Source organism: Collimonas fungivorans (assembly GCF_028292705.1).
Taxonomy (GTDB): domain Bacteria; phylum Pseudomonadota; class Gammaproteobacteria; order Burkholderiales; family Burkholderiaceae_D; genus Collimonas; species Collimonas fungivorans_B.
Window position 1 is genome coordinate 1 of record NZ_JAQGLV010000164.1, and the last position, 20,716, is coordinate 20,716.

A 20,716-nucleotide genomic window follows, 5' to 3' on the forward strand; every position below is an offset into this window, starting at 1 on the left:
GCGGTGGTAGGGAGCCTTCGGGCTGCCGGTTTTCCTTTTTGCACCGGTCTGCAAACCTTGCCATCTGCCGCCCTCCCGTTTTGCAGCGGGAACGGCTTAATCGCAATCATGGAGGCCGTTATGACTATATCCATAGAATCTCAGCGTATTCCGGTAAAAGCAAACCACCAACCATTTTCTTGGCTGACCGAAGATCTGCACATGAACAGATCGGCGCAATTCATGGCACTGACGCTGGATCTGAGCCAGGGTATTAAAACCTGTCTGTCGTTGATCCACGCCAGCAACCTGGCAAGAGAACATGGCGATGAAGAATCTCCGCCCACACTCAACGTTTCCGATACCGAATGCCTGACGCGTATGGCGATAGCTGCAGCAGGTGTGCTGTCGGAAAGGGCAGAGAGCTACATCGACGTCTTCAATGACATGCGAGCAGGGCGCGAGTAGAAGATCCGGGAGCAAATCCGGCAGTCAACGCCAAAAACATACGAACCTACAGCGAGCCTCGAGGCTCGCGATATGGGTAACGCAAAACACTCCGGACTCCGTCTTAACTCTCTGCCTCGCCAACCGCACGATCAAGATTCTCGTTCACACGCAACAACAACGCCATCAGCTGATCCCGCTCTTCTTTGGTAAAGCCCGCGAGGGCTTGCCGGCTGGCCGTGTCCATAACGGCCTTTCCCTTCGGCATTCGCTCCGAAGCACCGGCAGTCAGCGAAACCAGCTGACTGCGCTTGTCATCGGGATTGGGAACTCGCTGCACCAGCCCGTCGCGCTCCATGCGATTCAGCAGCTGCGCCATGCTGGGCTGTTCCACCTGCGCCAGCCGCGCCAGCTCGGCCTGCGACAAGGCGCCGCTTTTCTTGAGCGCCACCAGCACCGGCAGCTGCCCCATGGCGAACCCAAGCGCGCGCAGCGGGCCGTCGACCAGCCGCATGGAGGTGCGGTAAGCCTGGCCGATGAGTTTCACGGGGTTGTTCGATAGGTCAATCCTCATCATGTTGACATTCCATAGCTAACTATGTTTATATATAGGCACCTATTATAATCGAATCAACCCATTCTGTGAATACACAATTACGCATCGCCATAGTCGGCGCAGGCCCGGGAGGCCTGACACTTGCCCGTATCCTCCACCTGCACGGCATCGTCGCGACGGTGTTCGAGCAGGAATCCCATCCGCTGGAACGCCCGCAGGGCGGCACCCTGGACCTGCATGAAGGATCGGGCCTGCAGGCGCTCAGGCAGGCTGGCCTCATGGACGCGTTCCTGGCCATTGCCCGCTACGAAGACCAGGGCTCGCGCCTGCTGGATAAGGCCGGCAACGTGCTGTTCGAGGACCAGGACAGCGCCAGCGGCGACCGTCCCGAGGTGGATCGCACGGAACTGCGCGCCATGCTGCTGCAGGCTTTGCCCGCCGCTTGCGTGCGCTGGGGCTGCGCCATGCGCGAGGTGCAGGCACGGGATGACGGGCGCTGGGACCTGGTCTTCGATCACGGCAGCGAGGGGCCGTTCGACCTGGTGATCGGCGCCGATGGCGCGTGGTCGCGGATACGGCCTTTGCTGTCGCCTTACCGGCCGCAATACAGCGGCCTCACCTTCATCGAGTGCGGCATCGACGACGTCGACCGCAGCCATCCGGCACTATCGCAGCTGGTGGGACGCGGCAAGATGGGCGTTGAAGCCGACTGCAAGGAAATCATCGCGCAGCGCAATGGCAATGCGCACATCCGCGCTTATGCCATCTTCCGCGTGCCGGCCGACTGGGCGGCGCAGCGTTTCGACCTTGCTTCACCGGCTTCCATGCGCGCGGAACTGATCAAGGAGTTCGACGGCTTCGCTCCCAAGATACTGGATCTGTTCCGGGCCAGCAACGACAATTTCGCTATCCGTCCGATCTATGCGCTGCCGGTGGGGCATTGCTGGGCCAGCCGGCGCGGCCTCACGCTGATTGGCGATGCTGCGCATGTCATGTCGCCTTTTGGCGGCGACGGCGTAAACAACGCCATGTTCGATGCCGCCGAACTGGCGCGACTGCTGATCGAACGCAGCGACTGGGCTGACGCCGCGGCTGAATACGAAGCGCTGATGTTTGCGCGTATTGTCGAGTCTGCCGAAGGTGCGGCGGAAGGAGCGGCAACGCAGCTGTCGCATGTCGGCCAGGAGCTGACGCTGGCAATGTATCGGAGTCATGCTGGCCAGAATTAACGGGGAAACCCTGCCACTGGCGCAGGAACCTAAAATGCCCTCAGTAATGAGGGCATTTTCGTTTTATTGTTGCACCAGCGGTCAATGAGGATCAGGTGAACGTGGGGAATGGTCAGGTACCGAATTTAAGAAAAAACCGATAGTAGCTGCATCAGGAAAATTGCAGCAATGGCCCAGATAATGACGCTGTTTTTAGCCTCGGTCAGATCTGCTTTCGTCACGTAATTCGACTTGATGACTGCAACGTCTGTTTTGACGGTGGACAGCTCGGTTTCCAGTTTCTCTAAACGTGTAAACATGCCTTTATCCTCCTGCGTTTTCTGATGAATCCTGACAGCGTGTTTCGAAATCATATCGAAAATTTTATCTTTAAATGTTACTGTTTCCCCGCTGTCGCAAAAATAATCTGCAGCCAAAACACATGAAAGGAAAACATTCATGATGGTTCAAGGAAAATTCCTGAGGACGTCCACTGTCCTCGGTTCGGCCCTGCTGGGGATGATGCTGCTGTCCGCCGGATGCGGCGGCGGTGGCGAACTGCACCCAGGCGTCCCTGTCGGTTGCAGCCAGCTGAACGGCATGGCCATTCCGGCGCAGGCGATCGGCTTGCCGACCAGCGGCGCCATCGTCACCGACGCGCACATTGTGGCGCCAGCCGGCAGCGGCGTGGCGGCAACCGGCGAGTACTGCCTGGTAAAGGGCGAGATCAACCCGGTCGATCCGGCCGCGCCGAAAATCAAGTTCCAGCTCGGCTTGCCGACTGCCTGGAACCACAAGGCACTGATGTTCGGCGGTGGTGGTTATAACGGCACCGTGCCCGATGTCAGCGGCAACGTCCCCGCCGGTCCGCAGGACAAGGCCAGGCCGCTGGCGCGCGGCTATGCTACCTTTGGCAGCGATTCCGGACACCAGGCCAACCAGATGGGCAGTCGCGACGGCACGTTCGGACAGAACGACGAAGCCTTGCAGAATTTTGCCGGCGATGCGCTCAAGAAAACACGCGACGCGGCGATCCACCTGATCCAGCAGTATTACGCTCGTACGCCACAAAAATCCTACTTCGCCGGCGGCTCGACCGGCGGCCGCGAAGCCCTGGCGGTGGCGCAACGCTGGCCGCAGGACTGGGATGGCGTGATTGCGCTGTATCCGGCCTGGGCTGCGGCCAGCCTGGACCTGCAGTTCGGCCGCATCACGCGCGCTTTCGCCATGCCGGGCGCTTATCTGAACCCGGCCAAACGCAAGACGCTGTATGACGCGGCAATGGCAAGCTGCGATGCGCTGGATGGCGTCAAGGATGGCCTGATCAGCAATATGCCGGCATGCAACAGCGGTTTTGATCCCGCCAGCGCGACGCTGAATGGCGCACCGCTGCGTTGTGCCGGCGGTACGGATAGCGGCGACAGCTGCCTGTCCGATCCACAGATCGCGGCCTTGAAAACCTATAGCACGTCGATCACGTTCAGCCGTCCTCTCGGTAGCGGAGAAACGCAGTATCCCGGCTTCAATGTATGGGGCGCCGACCTCGGCCTGGCCGGCGACTCGGTGGCGCAGAAAACGGTCAGGCTGCTGGCCATGGGCGATAGCCAGCCGGCGCAGCCGATGCCGACCGATGCGCCGTACTGGGCGACATTCTGGGACCAGTGGGCGAAATATTTCGTCACGCGCAATGCGGCGTTTGATTCGCTGTCGCTCGATCCGCAGAATGCGGGGCCATGGCAGGTGCGCATCGACCAGCTCACGATCATGCAAGACGTCAACAAGACGGATCTGTCGGCATTCAAGGCCAGGGGTGGAAAGATCCTGATGGCGCATGGCATGTCGGATGCCCTGGTCAGCACCCGTTCCACCGAAGATTATTTCCGGCGCCTGCAATCGGCCATGGGCAGCGCTGCGGTCGGCAGCTTTGTGCGCTACTACGAAATCCCCGGCTACGGCCATTCGCTGTCGACAGTCTTCAATGCCGCATGGGATTCGCTGACGGCGCTGGAAAACTGGGTGGAGCAGGGCAGTGCGCCGGTATCGCAGGTTGTCTCGGATACGGCGGGCATCCCGGGCCGCAGCCGTCCCCTTTGCGAATTTCCTGCGTGGCCCAGGTACAAGGGCGCGGGCGATGTCAACCTGGCGGCGAGTTTCAGTTGCGCTACGCAGTAGAGACCTGGTGCGGCGAGCCGCCAGCCGCCCTGGCGTTGCATGGGAAAGAGCCATTTTAGCCACACAAATTGGGCTAATTCCGGTTGTCGTCTACATGGCAATGAAATTATGGAGACGACAACAAATTCAAGGAATACAATAGAGCCACGGGGAGGATGCGGCCAGCATAGGGTAGGGCCCCGTGTGGCCGCATTGGCTTATGAGAACCATCAAATACAAGAAAATGACCGGGATGGGCGGCATCGTCGCCCTCGGGTGGCTGATTTTCACCACCGCGGTCGCCGTCAGCCAGCGCAAGCTGATTTTCAAGCCGGTGCGCACCAAGGAAGTCGAGCATCCCCATAGCATCGGACACCGCTCCCGCCTCGTGGTATTACGCAGCACCGACGGCACCCGGCTCTCGGGATGGCTGCTGACGCCGCGTGTGCCTGGCCCCCATCCAGCCGTGGTGTATTTCGGCGGCCGCTCGGAGGAAGTGTCCTGGGTGGCGCGCGATGCCTGGCGCATGTTCCCGAATATGACGGTGCTTGCCATCAACTACCGCGGCTACGGCGATTCGGAGGGCATCCCGGGCGAGCTGAAAATGATAGAAGACGCGCAGATGCTGTTCGACTGGTTTGCCGAGCACCGCCATATCAACGCCGGGCAAATCGCCGTGGTCGGGCGCAGCCTGGGCTCGGGCGTGGCGGTGCAGATAGCCGTCAGCCGGCCGGTCGCAGCGGTGGTGCTGATTACCCCCTACGATTCGCTGCTGGCCCTTGCCAAGCGCCGCTTCCCGGCGGTGCCGGGTTTCGTTCTCAAGCATCGCTTCGATTCAATCAAGCATGCGCCTTTGCTGTCGGCGCCGACGTTCATCGTTCGCGCCGCATCCGACGACGTGGTGCCGGCTTCGCATACCGACCTGCTGGTGGCCAAATTGACCAAGGTGCCGCAGGACGAAACCATTCCCGGTTCCGACCATCACAACATTCCCTATCTCGAGGCAACCCAGGATCGCATCGCCAGCTTCCTGGCGGCGAAATTCAAGCGGGTTACCGAGAGCCTGGTCGCCAACGACATGTAGCTTGCAGGATTGCAGCTGCTGACGCCCATAAAAAAAGGTCCACGATAACGTGGACCTTTTGCTGTCAGCTTGTTTATTGGACCTTCTTGGTACGCGCAATCGATCCGCTGCTCGCATCTTCCCGGTAGGCGTAGGCCACCTTGCCATTGCGGATCTCGCCCATGACGATCATGTTCAGTGCGATCGCTTCATGGTCGGTCGCCGAGAACGGTTTGAAGTAGCGCGAGACGATGGTCGAGGTGGTGTGCACCTGCAGGTTTTCGAGGGCGTCCTTGACCTTGGCGCCGTCTACCGTGTTGGCCTGGAATATCGCCAGCGTGATCAGGCGCAGCGCATCGTAGGTCTGGGCGGCGGCCACGGCGGACGGGATGCGGTTGGTCTTGTTGACGTTGCGGTAGGTCAGCGAGAACTGGTTGCTGACCGAGCTCAATTCGTTTTCGATGAAAGTCACCGAACTGCGTACGCCTTCGGCGCTCTGGCCGGCCTTGTCGATGAAGGTCTGCTGCGACATGCCCCACGGGCCGACGATCGGCAGCCGCAGTTTCAGCTTGTCTGCGCTCTTCACCACCATCGCGCCTTCGGGAGCCAGGCAATACATCACGATGGCCTGGGCGCCGTTGTCCCTGGCGTGCTGCAGCTGCGCCGTCATGTCCTGGTCGCCGACCTTGAAACCTTCCACCAGCACCGGCTTGATCTTGCGCCGGTCCAGTTCCGCCAGCATGCTTTGTTTGCCGAACTGGCCGTAAGGGCTTTCGTCATGCAGCACGGCGATCTTGTCGATCTTGCGGCGGTCGATGACGTCGTTGAGGATCACGATTGGCTGCAGCGCATCGCTGGCCGAAGTGCGGAAGATGTAGCTGACCGGGTAGGCCGGCGGCATGAACGATTTGGTGATGGTGGCGCCGGTAGCTCCGGTGACGATCAGCGGGATCTTGGCTTCCTGGAACAGTTTCGCCGCCGGCAGGGCGACGCCGGTATTGCCGAAGCCGACCACGGCGACCACGCCTTCTTTCTCGATCATTTCCTTGGCCATGGCGGCGCCGACGTCCGGCTTGGCGCGGTCGTCGCGTTCGACCAGTTCGATCTTACGGCCGAGCACGCCGCCGACCTGGTTGATGTCAGCCAGGAACACCCTGGCGCCGCCTATCATGCTTTGTCCCATGTCTTCCGAAGGGCCGGTGATCGGGCCGATGACGCCGATCTTGATGGGCGGTAGTTCGGCTTGTGCGCTTGCGCTCAATCCTGCTGCTGCCAGACAAAAAATGAAGCCATACGTGCTACGTTTTTGCATCGCGATCTCCTAGATTTAATTGCCGTTTTTAATTACCGTTATTAGTTTCTTTTGAGCAATATACAGCAGAGCGATGAAAAACAAGGGGTTTTGAAACCTTCCAATCAAAATATAAGGTTGTCGTTTTAAACTGACCGGATCGCTGCTCTAAATAAAGGAGTAGCGCGCATCAGTTTGCGTCAGGCAGCATGCGCCTGATTGCATCGCCGCAAGCGGCCTTGACCAGGACGCAGACCGCTTCCGCCGACCGGCCGGAGGCGAGCAGGCGAAACATGGCGAAGCCGGTGAGGCCGAAGATGAGGTCGGCGGTATCGCGCTGTTGCGCGGCCGTGGCGCGGCCTTCAGCCAAGCGGCCAACCAGTGCGCCGATGATCTGGCGGCCGCGTCCCAGTCTTTCACCCAACGTCTGGGCAATTTCCGGATCGACCAGCATGGCGTCTTGCAGCCGGCCGATGGCGGGATCGCTACTCCAGAACTCGCAGAAGATTTCAGCCAGCAAGTCGAGGCCGAGCCGCGGATCGGGCGCAGCCCAGGCTTCGCCGAGGCGCATGATGCGGCCCCTGCGTGCTATATCGTCGAACACGGCTTCAAGCAGGCCCTGGCGCGAGCCGAACTGGTTGTACACCGTCAGCCGCGTAACGCCCGCCGCCTTGGCCACCGCCTCCAGTGAAAAAGCGGCAATGCTGTGTTCCTCGCGCAGCAGTTGCGTGGCCGCCTCGACAACGCGGCTGCGCTTCTCGGCCGCGGCGTCCGCCCTCACCGAACTGACATAACTACGTTTAGGCATTGCACCCCTTTTTTATTTGGATATACTATGAGTATAGTTAATTTGAATCTCACCGGGAGCCTATCATGCAGCATGTCATTATGTTAGCAACATCCCTTCATGTCCTCGCCACTGTTTTCTGGGCGGGATCGACCATGGCCATGGCCGCTACCGGCGGCGTCGGCAAATCGCTGTTCGTGCGCCAGCTGGCTGCCGGGCTGGTAGCCCTGCTGACCGGCGTCTATCTCTGGCACACCTTGCATGCCGGCGAACCTGGTCCCGGCGAACGGATCCTGGCATTGGGCGCCGGCTGCGCACTGCTGGCGCTCGCGCTGCAGGGACTGCTTGCCGGGCCGGCGGTCTGGAAGCTCAGCAAAGGGGCGAGCGGCGAGGGCGGCGTGCGCACTCGCATCCTGGTGGGGTATCGCGCTGCGGCGTTATTGCTGGCGGTGGCGGCAATCGCCATGGGGGCGTTCCGCTACGCCGGCTCTTAGGATTTTCAACGGCTCGATGCGCTCGATATCAGGCGGATGATGCGCCGTTCAGATAGCCAGCCACTGCCAGCATGACGCGCCGTTCCAGCGCGGCCGCATCGAGTTCGCCGCGCTCGCCGGCGGCGTCGACCATACCGTGCACAATGGCCAGCAAGTCGTAGGCAGCCAGCTCCCTGTCGGCCAGCCGCGGCGCGTCGGGCAATTGCAGGGCGCCCGTCAGCTGCGCATGGATGGTGTCGGCTACGCGTTGATCGCGGTCGCCTAGCGGCAGCCGTTTTTCCTCGAAATCGATGAGCCTGGCCAGCACCGGCCGCCGCATCTGATGCGCAACCGAGGCCCGCACCATGTCCAGGATGCGACCGTGCGAGGTTTGCCCTTGTCCTGCGCGCTCCACATCCGCTAGCAGCTGCGCCGTCTCGCGCTCGATCAATGCGACGGTCAAGGCATCGCGGTTGGGAAAGTACTGGTAGAGCGAGCCGACGCTCACGCCAGCGCGTTCTGCGATGGCGTTGGTAGTGCAGGCGGCCAGCCCCTGTGTCTCGAGAATGCGAGCTGCCGCTTCGAGAACGGCTTCAACGGTGTGGGCTGAACGCGCCTGGACCGGCAATTTGCGGGGTTTAAGGCGCTGCGTGGCGGGCGATTTCGGCATGAGAGGAACGCGAGTTTTGAATGTGAATGATAGCTCGTATTATGGACTTGTTTCGCGAAACACGACAACTAGCCTTTCACTCTTACTGGAATCATCGCTATGACTACTTCTGTAAAACAAATTGTACTGACCGTTTTCATGCTCGTGAAGACGATGTCGGAATGGCTGGGCTTTCCGGCCGACGAACGGTTCCGCCTGCTGCGTGAGCATGTGGAGCCGATTTTGAAGAAACACGCCGAGCACGTCAGCTTGCGTTTCTATGACATTGAATTCTATTCGGCTCGCGTGACTGACTTGTGGATGTGGGAAGCGAGCAGCCATCATGCCTATGAGCTGCTGGTGGAAGATTTGCGTGAAACGCCGTTCTGGGATCGGTATTTTGAGATTGTCGAGATTTTGCCGGGCGTGGAAAATGCCTATGCGAAAAACTACAACAGGTCGGCCTTGCATGAATCCTGAATTGCGCAATTAAGGGTTTTTTTAAGAATATCCAGTAAATCGCATTGTCATGGTGAAATTTTAAGCAAGTCAAAGCCACGTTGAGAAAAAGCTTATCGGCAAGTGTGGCAAAATTCCCAAAAAGATAGATTTATTTCTATGTAGAAATAATTGTAATTCTGACTGGTGATACAATTGTTTGCAATCTTACATGCTTATATGGTTGTAAGATTGCTGTACGGAATGCGTTCACGGGTGTTTTCTCATGCCGCCGTTCGTAGCGCGAGGACGTCTCAGGGCCCGTCGCGTTGTGTCGTTTCTCTACAGACACTCTCAGCTTGACGAACTTTCAGTTTCAATCCGCTTGCTTGCGGAATAACCAGCGTTAACCAAGTTTTACTTAATTCATAAGGGGTATCACCATGGCAATAGACGTTTATCTGCAAATCGACGGCATCAAAGGCGAGTCGACCGACAGCGCGCACAAGGACTGGATCGAGTGCAAATCGGTACAGTGGGAAGTGCTGCAGCCGAAGTCGGCAACTGCATCCACCGGCGGCGGCCACACGGCTGAGCGTTGCGAACACAAGGACATCGTCCTGACCAAGATCGCCGATCTGGCTACACCGCTGCTGCTGCAGAACTGCTCGTCGGGCAAGACCATTCCGAAAGCCAAGTTCGAATTCCTGCGCGCTGATGGCAAGGGCGACCGCATCAAGTACTTCGAAATCGAACTGGTCAACCTGCTGATTTCCGATGTCACCCCATCGGTCCAGGAAGGCGATGTGCTGAGCGAGACTGTCAGCCTGAAGTACTCCCAGGTCAAATGGAAGTACACACAGCAAAAAATCGGCGGCGGTTCGGGCGGCAATACTTCCGGCGGCTGGGATCTGTCGACCAACAAGGTCGTGTAATTTTCCTGCACCGATAAAAAAACCGCAGCTTGCTGCGGTTTTTTTTCGGGCTTTTTTGTTTACGCCGGCTCAGGCTAGGCGTGCCGCCAGGCCGCGATGATGAACAGCGCGGAAGAGAGCAGGCAGCATAGGGTCCGGACATGGTTCCAGTTGGTCCAGACGCTCAGGTAGTTTTGCCAGGCCTGGGCCGATTCCGGTTTGGATGGATCGACGACCGCCAGCGCGTTATTGAGCGGAACGTTGAATCCCATCGTCACCAGAAAACCTCCTGCAAGATAGAACAGGCCGCCCGCCAGGAGCCAGCCTGCATATGGCTGCTGCCAGCGGAAAATGGCAAACACGGCCAGCGCCGCACAGACCACGGCGGTGCCAAGGAATAAAAGCAGGAACAGCGGATTGAGCACCGTGATATTGACGGACTGCATGGCGGCGATCCCGCTGGCCGGCGCGATGCGGGACAGGGCGTTCATCACGAAATTGGAAAATGCGAAGAACAGCCCGCCCAGCAGCCCGCAGGCGAGCGCTGCATACAGTGAAATGGGAAACAACAGATTTTCAATGAAAGTCATGTGAAGGTCTCCGTTGATATAAAACCGTTGATGGTCACCCGCGTGGCTTGCAGCCGCCGCGCCGGCGTTGGCCCGGGTCTCTTTTTGTTGATTAGAGGCACGTTTCTAATGTACCATGCTGATCCGTTTGAGCTTTGGCGCAGGCTTGCCATCAGGGGTGAGGTGCTGCCGCCGACACCAGGTTTCATCAAGCCTTCAGCAATGAGGGCTTTTTTATTTTTCCAGTAGAACGTTGGTATTTTCGCAAAGTACGGTTTATTGCGTCAATGGCAATCTCCTCGCGATGCCGGCACAGCCCGGGTCGACAGTTTTTGTATTTTTTGTATTTTTGTATGTCTAACGGCCGGATACGTAAATGAAAAAAATTAAAGCAACGACTTGGATCATGGTCGGCATGGTCCTCGGGATCGTGGTCGGCTATATCTGCCACAACCTGGCGCCGGATGAAGCTGCGGCAAAAGAAATCGCCGGCTACTTCTCCATCATCACCGATGTATTCCTGCGCCTGATCAAGATGATCATCGCACCGCTGGTGTTCGGCACCCTGGTGTCGGGCATCGCCGGCATGAAGGACAGTAGCTCGGTGGGCCGCATCGGCGTCCGCGCCCTCGGCTGGTTCGTGATCGCTTCCCTGCTGTCGCTGGCGCTTGGCATGTTGTTTGTCAACGTGCTGCAGGTCGGCCATGCGCTCAACCTGCCGCTGCCTGCGGTAGGAGCAGATACCAAGCTCAATACCAGCGGCTTCAACCTGAAGGATTTTGTTTCGCACGTGTTCCCGAGCAGCTTCGTCGACGCCATGGCGAAGAATGAAATCCTGCAGATCCTGGTGTTCTCGCTGTTTTTCGGGTTCGGCCTGGCTTCGGTCAAGGGCGAGGCCGGCAAGGCCGTCACCAACGCCGTCGACGGCCTGGTGCACGTGATGCTGAAAGTGACCGATTACGTGATGCGCTTTGCGCCGATCGGCGTGTTTGCCGCCATCGCTGCCGTCATCACGGTGCAGGGCTTCGGCGTACTGACTACCTACGCCAAGTTCCTCGGCGGTTTCTACGCCGGGCTGGCGACCTTGTGGGCGCTGCTGATCGCCATCGGCTACATCTTCCTGCGCGGTTCGATCTTCACCTTGCTGCGCCTGCTGAAAGAGCCGATCATGCTGGCGTTTTCCACCGCCAGCAGCGAAGCGGCTTATCCGAAGACCATGGAGCAGCTGGAAAATTTCGGCGTGAACAACAAGATCACCGGCTTCGTGCTGCCGCTCGGTTATTCCTTCAACCTCGACGGTTCGATGATGTACCAGGCGTTCGCGGCCCTGTTCGTGGCGCAGGCCTACAACATTGAAATGTCGTTTGCCCAGCAGCTCACCATGCTGCTGGTGCTGATGGTGAGCAGCAAGGGCATGGCCGGTGTGCCGCGCGGTTCGCTGGTGGTGGTGGCCGCCATCCTGCCGATGTTCCATTTGCCGGAAGCCGGCATCCTGCTGATCATCGGCATCGACCAGTTCCTCGACATGGGCCGCACCGCCACCAACGTGGTCGGCAACGGCATCGCCACTTCGGTGATTGCGAAGTGGGAAGGCGAGCTGGATGAAGACGCCGGCCGCCGGGCCCTGGAAAACAGCCGGGCCTGACCGGCAAGATATGAAATGTAGGATTTGAGACACAGCGCCCGCGAGGCGCTGTTTTTCATTCGGGAGTATGCTAATTTACTGGCATGAATTTTTCTGCAAATGACCGGAAAGAAATCCTGATGGAGCAACTGCGCATCACCACCGAAGCGGCTGAGCTGGATGTTCCGCTGATCCACCGTTTCTTGTCCGAGGAATCGGCATGGGCTCGCGGCATACCGCTGGCCACGGTTGAAGAGTCGATACGGAACTCCCTGAATTTCGGCCTGTTTGCCGGCGCTGGCCAAGTGGCTTATGCGCGCGTTGTCACCGATTATTCGACGTTTGCCTACCTGGTCGACGTGTTCGTGCTGGCCGAGCATCGCGGCAAGGGCCACAGCGCCAGGCTGATGGCTGCTGTCATGGCGCATCCGCGGCTGCAGGGGCTGCGCCGCTTCATGCTGGCGACCAGCACCGCCCATGGCCTGTACGCCAAGTTCGGCTTTGCGGCGCCGGCCCGGCCGCAATCGCTGATGGAGCGTTATGCGCCAGATGTGTATCTAACCCTAACCTGAACAGATCGCCATGTATATTCCGAAACACTTTGACGAGCCGCGCATCGAGGTCCTGCACGAGCTGATCCGCGCCCGCCCGCTGTCGACGCTGGTGACCCTGTCTTCCGGCGGGCTCAACGCCAACCATATTCCCTTTCTGCTGTCGGCGCAGGCCGGTCCCTTCGGCACTTTGCACGGCCACGTGGCGCGCGCCAATCCGGTCTGGCAGGACTTCCAGAAAGAGGTCGAGGTGCTGGCGATATTCCATGGCCCGGAGGCTTACATCACGCCGTCCTGGTACGCCACCAAGGCCGAGACCGGCAAGGTGGTGCCGACCTGGAATTACGCGGTTGCGCATGCTTATGGCACGCTGCGCATCATCGACGACGCCAGCTGGCTGCCGGCGCACCTGGCGGCGCTTACCGCACATAACGAAGCGGCTTTCCCAGCGCCATGGCAATTGGCCGATGCGCCGCATGACTACACGGAAAAGCTGATGAACGCGATTGTCGGCATCGAGATCGTGATTACCCGCTTGTCGGGCAAGTGGAAGGTCAGCCAGAACCAGCCGGCGCAGAACCAGGCAACGGTGATCGACGGCTTGCGTGGACAAGACAGCGAGGAGTCGCAGGCGATGGCGGCGCTGGTCGAGGCGGGCAAGACCACACGCTGAACTGCAGGAACAAAAAGCGCCGCGGCCTGTCGAGGCCGCGGCGCTTTTTTTTTACTTCAGGGTCATGGCAAACACGTGCATCAAGGCGCCGTTGTCGGTCTGATAGGGCAGTGTCACGCTCTTGACCGTGCGCTTCTTGTCAAGCTGCGCATCCCAGTAGAAGACATAGGCTTTGGTGGTGTCGGCGTTGCCGTTCTGGTCGACCCGGTAGGCGCTGGTCAGGGCGATCTGGTTGTAGCTGCCGACCTTGCCGCCACCGCCGCCCAGGGTCCAGTCATCGAAGCGCAGGTCGAAACTGGCCTGGGTATCGTCGGTGTAGGTGACGATCAGCTTGCCGGTGGGTGCGGTCGAGGCATTGGTGGAGCTGCCGAGCAGGGCTAGCTTGTCTGCCGCCTGCGGCTTGGCGAAGGTGATGACCTGGCCTTGGGTGACCATGTTGTCCAGGCCTGACTTGCCGTCCGGCCAGGCGAACGATACGCCGTTGAAGCTGACGTTGCCGCCTGCGGTTGCGCCGGCTGTCGCCAGCGCTTTCGAGGAATAGCTCCAGCCGCCCATGTCGTAGGTATAGCCTTCCAGCCCGCGCACGGTTTTCTGGCCGTCGGTGCCTATGCCGCGGTTGTTGAGCGCGTCAGCCAGGCTGCCGAAACCGTCGAGGCCGAAGGACGGCATCTTGGCCGATGAATCCTTGCCCCATTGCGACTGGCTCGCCGCCAGCGAGAAGTCCAGCGTTGCGCTCTCCTTCAGGTCCTTGAGCCACAGCCATGGCATGTCGAGCGCCTGGCCGTTCAACGCCAGGCTCTGGATGTAGGGCGAATTGGTGGCGGCGCCGCTGGCGTTGATCACCAGTTTCTTGGCGCCGTCGGCCCAGCGCACCACTACCTTGTCGAACATCGGGCTGCCGATAGTCAGGCCGCTCACCGCCTGGATTTCCGGATATAGGCCGAGCGCGGCCCACACATACCAGGAGGAGACGGCGCCCAGATCGTCGTTGCCGGGCAAGCCGCCCGGATCGTCCGAGAACACGGTGTTGGCGACGTCGCGCACTACCTTCTGGGTGCGCCACGGCGCGCCGGTCCAGTTGTACAGCCACGGCGTAGCAAAACTCGGCTCGTTGCCCATGTAGAAATTGGGTTTGTTCATGCCGGCGTTGAGATCCTGGAAGAAGGCGTCCAGCCGCTTGATGGTGGCGTCGTTGCCGCCGATCAGGCCGAACAGGCCGCGCGCATCGTAGGCTGACATCCAGGTGTACTGCTCGGCGTTGCCTTCCACCATGTCGGCATTAGGCTGCGGATTGAGCAGCCAGGAACCGTTGCGGTAGCGCGGCAGCAGCTGCTTCTGGGTCGGGTTGAACTGGTTCTTCCAGTTGGCGGAACGGCTCAGGAACAACTGGTAGTTCATGTTGTCTCCGAGCGCCTTGGCCAGCTGCGAGGTAGCGAAATCGGCAGTGCCGAATTCGAAGGTCAGCGAGCCCGCCCACCAGCCGTTGTCCATGCCGGCGTAGCCGTGCACCAGGTAGTCGTTCATGCGGTCGGTGCTGTCCCTGACATGGTCGCCGGTGCATTGCACATCGGCCTTGTTGCCGACCAGGGTCATGTACTCCAGCGCTTTCTTGGCGTCGAAACCGGTGGCGCCGAAGGCGTAGCCGCCCATGATGGTCGGCACGCCGGAATCGCCCGGCATGATGCCGGCGTCGACATTGATCGGCGCCCAGCGCGGGATGGCGCCGCACTGGTCGGCGTCGTTCACCAGCGATTGCATCATGTCGCTGGTTTCCTTGGGAAACAGCATGCTGGTCAGGGGGATCAGGCTGCGGTACACGTCCCAGTTGGAATAGTTGACGTACTGGGTGCGGCCGGCCTCGACCTGGTGCACTTTCTGGTCGAAGCCGATGTAGTCGCCGCTGACGTCGCTATTGGTGTTGGGCGACAGCAGCGAATGGTAGAGCGCGGTATAGAACTTGCGCTTTTCGGTATCGCTGCCGCCGCTCACCTGGATCGTGTTGAGGCGGGTGTTCCAGGCATTGTCTGCGGCATCGCGCACCGCATTGAAATCCCAGCCGGGATTTTCCTGTTCCAGGTTCTTGCGCGCATTGTCGCTGCTGACATAGGACAGGCCGACCTTCATCAGCACCGCCGGGGTGGTGCTGGCGTCGAAGGTGACGCTGGCCTTGCCGTTGCTGATGGCGGCCGTAATGTTGCGGTCGAACTTGGCGTAGAAATACAGGGTGTAAGTGCGGGCCCCGCAAAACTTGCCACCGACGGTGGAGCCGGACAGCGCATCCTTGCCTTCGGTCTTGATCACGCCGGTGGTGGAGGCGATGGTGTTGGTGCGGGTGGCGTCGAACACCAGGTAAGGCGTCTTGTTGGCGCTGGCGATCGCCGATTTGGCGGGGAAGGTGAAGCGGCCGAAGCCGGTGCGGGTGGTGGCGGTCAGTTCGGTGTTGATGCCGTCGTTCAGGGTCACCTGGTAATAGCCGGGACGCGCCGCTTCGTTCTTGTGATCGAAGTTTTCCTTGGCGTTGACGCCGACCGCGCTGGTGTCGAAGGTCGGCATGACCGGCAGCTCACCCTCATTGCCGTCGCAGCCGGAGCCGCTCATTTGCGTCAGCGGAAAACCGGTGATGGTCTTTTCCTTGTAGATGTAGCCGACCGGATGGTCCTGGCCGCCGTTGCTGGGCGTCATGGGCGTCCATTGCACCATGCCGAACGGCGTCGTGGCGCCGGGGAAAGTGCCGCCGCGGGCGCCGGCCGGCACCGGATCGGTGGCCGGTTTCGACGAGTCCGCGGTGCCGACGAACGGATTCACATACTTGGTGAGCGCGGCTTTGACAAAAACATCCGCGCTTGGGACTGGCTGTGGCGTACCTGCGCCCGATGTGGCGGGAGGCGCGGTAGTGGTGGCCGGATTGGTGACAGCGACAACCGGCGGCGTGACAGCGGTGCCGTTGGCGACCGGCGTCGATGTCGTGCCGTTGGTGGCGCCGGGTTGCGCTGTGGTGCCGGCGCCATTGGCGTTGAGCAGGGATTGATCCGAGCCGTCGCCGCAGCCGAACAGCAGCGCGACGGCAAGTCCGATCGAGAAATTTTTCTTCAGTTGCAGATTCATTGTTCCTCCAATATTTTTTGAAAGTCCACGTTTCCGGATAGTGCTGGCGTGACGGAACAAGGGCGCAATTACCCGCGCCAGCTACGGGCGAACGCCGGCGAACCGACCGCGTGGGTGCGGTCCGCGCTGTTCAATGCGAATCAGGGAGTCTGTAGGAAATTGCCGCTGGCGCCGGATGGCGGCGTACTGGCCTGGCCCCACGTGGTGGGGGCGTCGGCGGTGCTGAAATCCAGCGTGCCGCCGGCCTGCACCTGATTCAGCGGCAGCCAGGTGCTGTTCCAGTCCTTGCCGTTCACTTTCAAGGCTTTGACAAATGCGGCATTCTTGTCGCGCTTGATGAGCAGCCGTTTGCCGTCGGCCAGCTGGATGGTGATGTTGGCGAACTGCGGCGTCGCCATGGTCAGCCCGGGTACGCCGGGGATCATCGGGTACAGTCCGAGCGAGGCCCATACATACCAGCCCGAGGTAGCGCCGACGTCGTCGTTGCCGGGCAAGCCTTGCGGTTTGCTGGAGAAGGTAGCGGCCATGATTTGCGGCAGCACGAACTGGGTGCGTGCTGGATTGCCGCTCCAGTTGTAGGCCCACGGGGCGGCAAAGCCGGGTTCGTTACCCATGTAGAAATCGTTCGAGTTTTCGCCGCCGTTCAGCCTGCTCGGATCGAGCGCCAGTCCTGCCGGCGATTTTTTCGCGTCGGCCGAAGTGGTGCTGACCGAAAACAAGGTGTCGAGCCGCGCCACCGCGGCAGTATTGCCGCCGAGCGCCGTGACGATCTTGCCCAGGTCGTGCGGGATGGCCCACAGATACTGGGCTGCGGTGCCTTCATGGTAACCGTCATCCTGCGAAGGCGAGGCCCAGTTGCCGGCCAGGTCCTTGACGGCCAGCGTCTTGGTGTCCGGCTTGAACAGGTTTTTCCAGTTCTCGCCGCGCAGCAGCAGCGTGCCGGCGCTCTTCTTGTCGTCGGCGCTGGCGTCGCTGAGGTTGCTGATGAAGCGGCCGATGGCGAAATCGCGGCTGGCGCCTTCGATGGTGATGGAGCCGGTATGGATGCCGCTGGCGTCGCTGCCCTCGGCGACATAACCGAGTTTCAGGTAATCCGGCATATTGCCTTGCGCGCTGCCCGCCACGTTCCTGCCGAACGCTGGATTGCCGTTGCAGGCCGGCCATTGCGGCGAGTCGGCGGTGGGGCCGAAGGCGGCGCGCTTCAGGAAACCCAGGGCGGTGGCGCTATCGAACCGGGTGGCGCCGAACGCTTGCAGGCTGGCCAGCAGCATCGGCGCGTGATCGCCTTCCATCGGTACATCGTCGACATTGGCGTCGGCCCAGTGCGGGAAGGCTCCGCATTGCATCGCGTCGTTGACCAGCGACTGCGCCATGTCGGCAGCCTGGTCGCGGAACAGCCAGGCATGCATCGCGCCCAGCGAGCGGTAGGTATCCCAGATCGAGAAGGTGGTGTAGTGGTTGCGCCGCACCAGCTTGCCGTCCTTGTCCTTGTAGGTCTCGGTCTGGTGGCGCTGCTTGTCCATGCCGATGTAGCTGCCGTCGACATCGCTGAACACGGTAGGGCCGGACATGACGTGGTAAAACGCCGTATAGAATTGCTGGAGGGCGTCGGCGCTGGCGCCGGCGGCATCGACCTGGATCGTGTTGAGCCGGGTGTTCCATTCGGCGCCGGCTTTTTTCGCGGTGGCGTCGAAATCAAAGCCGGCGTTTTCCTTTTTCAGGTTGAGGCGGGCGTTGGCCGGGCTGACGTACGACAGGCCGATCTTGACCAGCGCGCTGCTGGCGGCCGATTGCGACAGGTCGAAATTGAGGATCAGCGTACCGTTGTTGTTGATGAAGCGCGGCGCCTTGGCGTAGGCCGATCCCACCTGCAGGTAGAAATAGGCATCGTAGCCGCCGCCGCAGTTGAACTTGTTGCTGGTCTTGCCGTAGAAGCCGTTGGCGTCGGCCGGGTCCTGCCAGATCTGGGCGTTGATGCCGGTCATGGAATTGGTCTGGGTGGCATCGATCACCAGGATCGCCTTGCTCTTGTCCGGATAGGTGAAGCGCGCCATGCCGCTGCGCGCGGTGGCGGTCAGCTCGGTGACGATGCCGTCGTCGGCCTGCACTTTGTAATAACCGGGTGCGGCTTGTTCATTCTTGTGGTCGAAGGTGCTGCTGCTTTTGCGCATGACCAGGTTGCTGTTGCTGGTGAGCTGGGTGGTCAGCATGGTCGGCATGATCGGCAGGGTGCCGCCGCTGCGGCAGCCGGGGCCGCTGATGCGCGTCATGCTGAAATAATTGATCATCTTGCTGTCGTAGTTGTAGCCGGACCCGCTGGAATAGTATTCATGATCGATGTCGGTGTCCGGCCCGAACGACACCATGCCGAACGGCAGCGTGGCGGCGGGACTGGTGTTGCCGGGATGGGTGCCGCCCGGCTGCTGCTGGGTGCCGAGGAAGGGCTTGACGTATTGCGTCAGCGCCAGCTCGGGCAGCGGCTTGATGAGCTCGTTGGCGTCGACAACGATGGGAACGGTTCCTGCCGGGCCGGTGGCGCCGATGGCACCTGTTGCTCCTGTTGCGCCAGGCTGGCCGGGAGCGCCGGCCGAACCAGCCGCGCCGGTGGTTCCGGCGACGCCGGCAGCGTCGGCCGCTCCTGCTGCGCCGTCGCTGCCCGGCAAGCCGCTTGAGCCGTCGCTGCAGCCGAACAGCATTGCGGCGGCCATACCAATTGCAAGATTCCTGCATGATTGCTTGTTCATTGTTCCTCCTTATAGTCGTCACCCGGTTCGAACCGGGTAATCGGATACACCTGCCTGCTACGAATGCCACTGTAAAGCCGGTATTGCCAATATCCGGGCGCAAGTCGGCCCAGCGCGGCGCCGCGTATTAAGAGATGTTCAAGAGAAAAATGCTGCCGGTTGCGTCGACGGATTCAGGATCAGCGGTAGTTCGGTTTCCTCCGGAGGCGGCGCGCCTGCGCCGCTTGTGCTGCTACAAATTCATGGTTCGGACAAGGCGCCCAGCACTTCATAACAAGCGCCCATGGTGTGGTAGTCGGTCTTCCCGGCCGGGCTTTTTTCGTCGCCGTACTTGCGGTTGTCGCGCGTCAGGATGCGGTACCAGGCGCCGTACTGGTGATCGACGAAATGCTGCCAGCTGTACTGCCAGATATGTTCGTACCAGTCCCAGAAACGGTTCTTGCCGGTGCGTTTGGCAAGCAGGGCGGCGGCGGCGAAACTTTCCGCCTGCACCCAGAAATACTTATCCTGGTCGCAGATCACGCCGTCCGGCGCGAAGCCGTAGTAGATGCCGCCGCAGTCGATATCCCAGGCGGCGTCGAGGCCGGCGTCGAACAGTTCGACGGCGCGCGGCAGCAGCCATTCTTGCGGCCGGTGCCGCTCCAGGATCAGCAGCAGCTTGGCCCACTCGGTATGGTGGCCGGGCTGGAAACCCCAGGGGCGGAAGATATTGCTGCTGTCTTCCTTGTTGTAGTTCCAGTCCGGCGTCCAGTCCTGATGGTAATGTTCCCAGATCAGGTCGTTGCTGAGCGCGGCCTGGCGGACGGTGATGTGGCGCGCCACGGTTTCGGCGCGGTCCAGGAATTTCGCGTCGCCGCTGGCTTCGTAGGCGGCCAGCAGCGCTTCGGTCATGTGCATGTTGGCGTTCTGGCCGCGGTAGCTTTGCACTTGCCAGTCGGCGCTGGCCTCGTCGGCATACAGGCCGGGGCCGGCTTCCCAGAAATGCTGTTCGAGCAGGTCGTAAGTCTGGTGCAGATCTTCTCTGGCGCTTTCCACGCCGGCCATCAAGGCATGGGCATAAGCCAGCAGCACAAACGCCAGGCCGTAGCAGTGGCGGGTCGGATCCAGCACCTGCTTGCGGCCGTCTTTCCATGACAGGGTCCAGTCGTAGCCTTTGTGCAGCGGATCCCAGTGGACCTCGCGCAGGAACGCCAGTCCGTGCTTGACCGCATCCAGGTAGGCCGCATCGCCGAAATGGCGGTACGCCATCGCATAGTTGAAGATGAAGCGGGTGCTGCTGACCAGGTGCCGGGTTTCGCTGTCGTATACGCTGCCGTCATCCTTGAAGAAATGATAGAAGCCGCCGGAGGGATCGAGCGCCGCCGGGTGGTAGAAGCGCATGGTGTCGCGGATGTGCTGCAACAGGAAAGCGGGATTGCGGAATTCGGCTTTAGGCATTGCGGTCGGTTCAAGCATGTTCATGACGGTAGCGGATCAGTTGCCAAGCGTGCTGGC

Annotated in this window: 20 protein-coding genes; 11 read left to right on the plus strand and 9 right to left on the minus strand. The window is 60.7% G+C overall.

Annotated elements, in window-relative coordinates:
- Window positions 1-447, plus strand: a 447-nt coding sequence (locus tag JWQ61_RS08815; protein ID WP_304360190.1) for a hypothetical protein, incomplete at its 5' end; no start/stop codon positions are given.
- A 103-nt stretch (window positions 448-550) separates the two neighbouring features.
- Here the strand turns inward: JWQ61_RS08815 and JWQ61_RS08820 are convergent.
- Complete coding sequence (locus tag JWQ61_RS08820) at window positions 551-1,003, minus strand: MarR family winged helix-turn-helix transcriptional regulator (RefSeq protein WP_304360191.1); 453 nt, start codon at window positions 1,001-1,003, stop codon at window positions 551-553.
- Between the two features lie 65 nt (window positions 1,004-1,068).
- Here JWQ61_RS08820 and JWQ61_RS08825 point away from each other — a divergent pair, with 65 nt between their 5' ends.
- Complete coding sequence (locus JWQ61_RS08825) at window positions 1,069-2,211, plus strand: NAD(P)/FAD-dependent oxidoreductase (protein WP_304360192.1); 1,143 nt, start codon at window positions 1,069-1,071, stop codon at window positions 2,209-2,211.
- Window positions 2,212-2,336: 125 nt separating this feature from the next.
- Here JWQ61_RS08825 and JWQ61_RS08830 read toward each other — a convergent pair whose 3' ends face one another.
- Window positions 2,337-2,651: a hypothetical protein gene (locus JWQ61_RS08830; RefSeq protein ID WP_304360193.1), complete on the minus strand. Its 315-nt coding sequence runs from the start codon at window positions 2,649-2,651 to the stop codon at window positions 2,337-2,339.
- Between JWQ61_RS08830 and JWQ61_RS08835 the strand changes: the two genes are divergently transcribed.
- On the plus strand, window positions 2,650-4,362 hold the full coding sequence (locus tag JWQ61_RS08835; protein ID WP_304360194.1) for a tannase/feruloyl esterase family alpha/beta hydrolase: 1,713 nt from the start codon (window positions 2,650-2,652) through the stop codon (window positions 4,360-4,362). The two genes, JWQ61_RS08830 and JWQ61_RS08835, sit on opposite strands and share 2 nt — an antisense overlap.
- 199 nt (window positions 4,363-4,561) lie before the next feature.
- Entirely contained in the window at window positions 4,562-5,425 is an 864-nt protein-coding gene (locus JWQ61_RS08840; RefSeq protein WP_304360195.1) for an alpha/beta hydrolase, read from the plus strand.
- A gap of 73 nt (window positions 5,426-5,498) precedes the next feature.
- Here JWQ61_RS08840 and JWQ61_RS08845 read toward each other — a convergent pair whose 3' ends face one another.
- Entirely contained in the window at window positions 5,499-6,665 is a 1,167-nt protein-coding gene (locus JWQ61_RS08845) for an ABC transporter substrate-binding protein (protein WP_304360196.1), read from the minus strand.
- Between the two features lie 220 nt (window positions 6,666-6,885).
- Complete coding sequence (locus JWQ61_RS08850) at window positions 6,886-7,503, minus strand: TetR/AcrR family transcriptional regulator (protein ID WP_304360197.1); 618 nt, start codon at window positions 7,501-7,503, stop codon at window positions 6,886-6,888.
- Between the two features lie 134 nt (window positions 7,504-7,637).
- Between JWQ61_RS08850 and JWQ61_RS08855 the strand changes: the two genes are divergently transcribed.
- Entirely contained in the window at window positions 7,638-7,976 is a 339-nt protein-coding gene (locus JWQ61_RS08855; protein ID WP_304360198.1) for a hypothetical protein, read from the plus strand.
- A gap of 28 nt (window positions 7,977-8,004) precedes the next feature.
- On the opposite strand, the gene JWQ61_RS08860 is transcribed toward JWQ61_RS08855, so the two are convergent.
- On the minus strand, window positions 8,005-8,625 hold the full coding sequence (locus tag JWQ61_RS08860; RefSeq protein ID WP_304360199.1) for a TetR/AcrR family transcriptional regulator: 621 nt from the start codon (window positions 8,623-8,625) through the stop codon (window positions 8,005-8,007).
- Between the two features lie 99 nt (window positions 8,626-8,724).
- On the opposite strand from JWQ61_RS08860, the gene JWQ61_RS08865 reads away from it, so the two are divergent.
- Entirely contained in the window at window positions 8,725-9,084 is a 360-nt protein-coding gene (locus JWQ61_RS08865) for a darcynin family protein (RefSeq protein WP_304360200.1), read from the plus strand.
- Between the two features lie 401 nt (window positions 9,085-9,485).
- Complete coding sequence (locus JWQ61_RS08870) at window positions 9,486-9,977, plus strand: type VI secretion system tube protein Hcp (protein WP_014004678.1); 492 nt, start codon at window positions 9,486-9,488, stop codon at window positions 9,975-9,977.
- A 74-nt stretch (window positions 9,978-10,051) separates the two neighbouring features.
- Here the strand turns inward: JWQ61_RS08870 and JWQ61_RS08875 are convergent, their stop codons facing one another.
- Window positions 10,052-10,546, minus strand: a complete 495-nt coding sequence (locus JWQ61_RS08875) for a DUF1772 domain-containing protein (RefSeq protein WP_304360201.1) — start codon at window positions 10,544-10,546, stop codon at window positions 10,052-10,054.
- On the opposite strand from JWQ61_RS08875, the gene JWQ61_RS08880 reads away from it, so the two are divergent.
- The 4 genes from JWQ61_RS08880 (at window position 10,547) to JWQ61_RS08895 (ending at window position 13,373) form a co-directional block, all read left to right on the plus strand.
- The gene (locus JWQ61_RS08880; RefSeq protein WP_304360202.1) at window positions 10,547-10,774 is read left to right on the plus strand and encodes a hypothetical protein; all 228 of its coding nucleotides are present in this window, start codon (window positions 10,547-10,549) and stop codon (window positions 10,772-10,774) included.
- A gap of 127 nt (window positions 10,775-10,901) precedes the next feature.
- Window positions 10,902-12,170: a dicarboxylate/amino acid:cation symporter gene (locus tag JWQ61_RS08885; RefSeq protein WP_120237222.1), complete on the plus strand. Its 1,269-nt coding sequence runs from the start codon at window positions 10,902-10,904 to the stop codon at window positions 12,168-12,170.
- An 83-nt stretch (window positions 12,171-12,253) separates the two neighbouring features.
- Window positions 12,254-12,721, plus strand: coding sequence for a GNAT family N-acetyltransferase (locus tag JWQ61_RS08890; protein WP_304360203.1), 468 nt, complete (start codon window positions 12,254-12,256; stop codon window positions 12,719-12,721).
- 10 nt (window positions 12,722-12,731) lie between these two features.
- Window positions 12,732-13,373 (plus strand): FMN-binding negative transcriptional regulator, encoded by a 642-nt coding sequence (locus tag JWQ61_RS08895; RefSeq protein WP_304360204.1) that lies wholly within the window; start codon window positions 12,732-12,734, stop codon window positions 13,371-13,373.
- Window positions 13,374-13,424: 51 nt separating this feature from the next.
- Here the strand turns inward: JWQ61_RS08895 and JWQ61_RS08900 are convergent, their stop codons facing one another.
- From JWQ61_RS08900 to JWQ61_RS08910, 3 genes are all read right to left on the minus strand, one after another.
- Complete coding sequence (locus tag JWQ61_RS08900) at window positions 13,425-16,478, minus strand: GH92 family glycosyl hydrolase (protein ID WP_304360205.1); 3,054 nt, start codon at window positions 16,476-16,478, stop codon at window positions 13,425-13,427.
- A gap of 140 nt (window positions 16,479-16,618) precedes the next feature.
- Window positions 16,619-19,186: a GH92 family glycosyl hydrolase gene (locus tag JWQ61_RS08905; RefSeq protein WP_304360206.1), complete on the minus strand. Its 2,568-nt coding sequence runs from the start codon at window positions 19,184-19,186 to the stop codon at window positions 16,619-16,621.
- A 276-nt stretch (window positions 19,187-19,462) separates the two neighbouring features.
- The gene (locus tag JWQ61_RS08910; RefSeq protein ID WP_304360207.1) at window positions 19,463-20,683 is read right to left on the minus strand and encodes an AGE family epimerase/isomerase; all 1,221 of its coding nucleotides are present in this window, start codon (window positions 20,681-20,683) and stop codon (window positions 19,463-19,465) included.
- Between the last annotated feature and the right edge of the window lie 33 nt (window positions 20,684-20,716).

Excerpts from the sequence above, each read along its gene's own strand:
- JWQ61_RS08890 (WP_304360203.1), top strand. The coding sequence starts at position 12,254 with ATGAATTTTTCTGCAAATGACCGGAAAGAAATCCTGATGGAGCAACTG.
- JWQ61_RS08830 (WP_304360193.1), bottom strand. The coding sequence starts at position 2,651 with ATGAATGTTTTCCTTTCATGTGTTTTGGCTGCAGATTATTTTTGCGAC.
- JWQ61_RS08875 (WP_304360201.1), bottom strand. The coding sequence starts at position 10,546 with ATGACTTTCATTGAAAATCTGTTGTTTCCCATTTCACTGTATGCAGCG.
- JWQ61_RS08835 (WP_304360194.1), top strand. The coding sequence starts at position 2,650 with ATGATGGTTCAAGGAAAATTCCTGAGGACGTCCACTGTCCTCGGTTCG.
- JWQ61_RS08885 (WP_120237222.1), top strand. The coding sequence starts at position 10,902 with ATGAAAAAAATTAAAGCAACGACTTGGATCATGGTCGGCATGGTCCTC.
- JWQ61_RS08865 (WP_304360200.1), top strand. The coding sequence starts at position 8,725 with ATGACTACTTCTGTAAAACAAATTGTACTGACCGTTTTCATGCTCGTG.
- JWQ61_RS08900 (WP_304360205.1), bottom strand. The coding sequence starts at position 16,478 with ATGAATCTGCAACTGAAGAAAAATTTCTCGATCGGACTTGCCGTCGCG.
- JWQ61_RS08840 (WP_304360195.1), top strand. The coding sequence starts at position 4,562 with ATGAGAACCATCAAATACAAGAAAATGACCGGGATGGGCGGCATCGTC.
- JWQ61_RS08870 (WP_014004678.1), top strand. The coding sequence starts at position 9,486 with ATGGCAATAGACGTTTATCTGCAAATCGACGGCATCAAAGGCGAGTCG.
- JWQ61_RS08855 (WP_304360198.1), top strand. The coding sequence starts at position 7,638 with ATGGCCATGGCCGCTACCGGCGGCGTCGGCAAATCGCTGTTCGTGCGC.
- JWQ61_RS08860 (WP_304360199.1), bottom strand. The coding sequence starts at position 8,625 with ATGCCGAAATCGCCCGCCACGCAGCGCCTTAAACCCCGCAAATTGCCG.
- JWQ61_RS08850 (WP_304360197.1), bottom strand. The coding sequence starts at position 7,503 with ATGCCTAAACGTAGTTATGTCAGTTCGGTGAGGGCGGACGCCGCGGCC.
- JWQ61_RS08910 (WP_304360207.1), bottom strand. The coding sequence starts at position 20,683 with ATGAACATGCTTGAACCGACCGCAATGCCTAAAGCCGAATTCCGCAAT.
- JWQ61_RS08905 (WP_304360206.1), bottom strand. The coding sequence starts at position 19,186 with ATGGCCGCCGCAATGCTGTTCGGCTGCAGCGACGGCTCAAGCGGCTTG.
- JWQ61_RS08820 (WP_304360191.1), bottom strand. The coding sequence starts at position 1,003 with ATGATGAGGATTGACCTATCGAACAACCCCGTGAAACTCATCGGCCAG.
- JWQ61_RS08895 (WP_304360204.1), top strand. The coding sequence starts at position 12,732 with ATGTATATTCCGAAACACTTTGACGAGCCGCGCATCGAGGTCCTGCAC.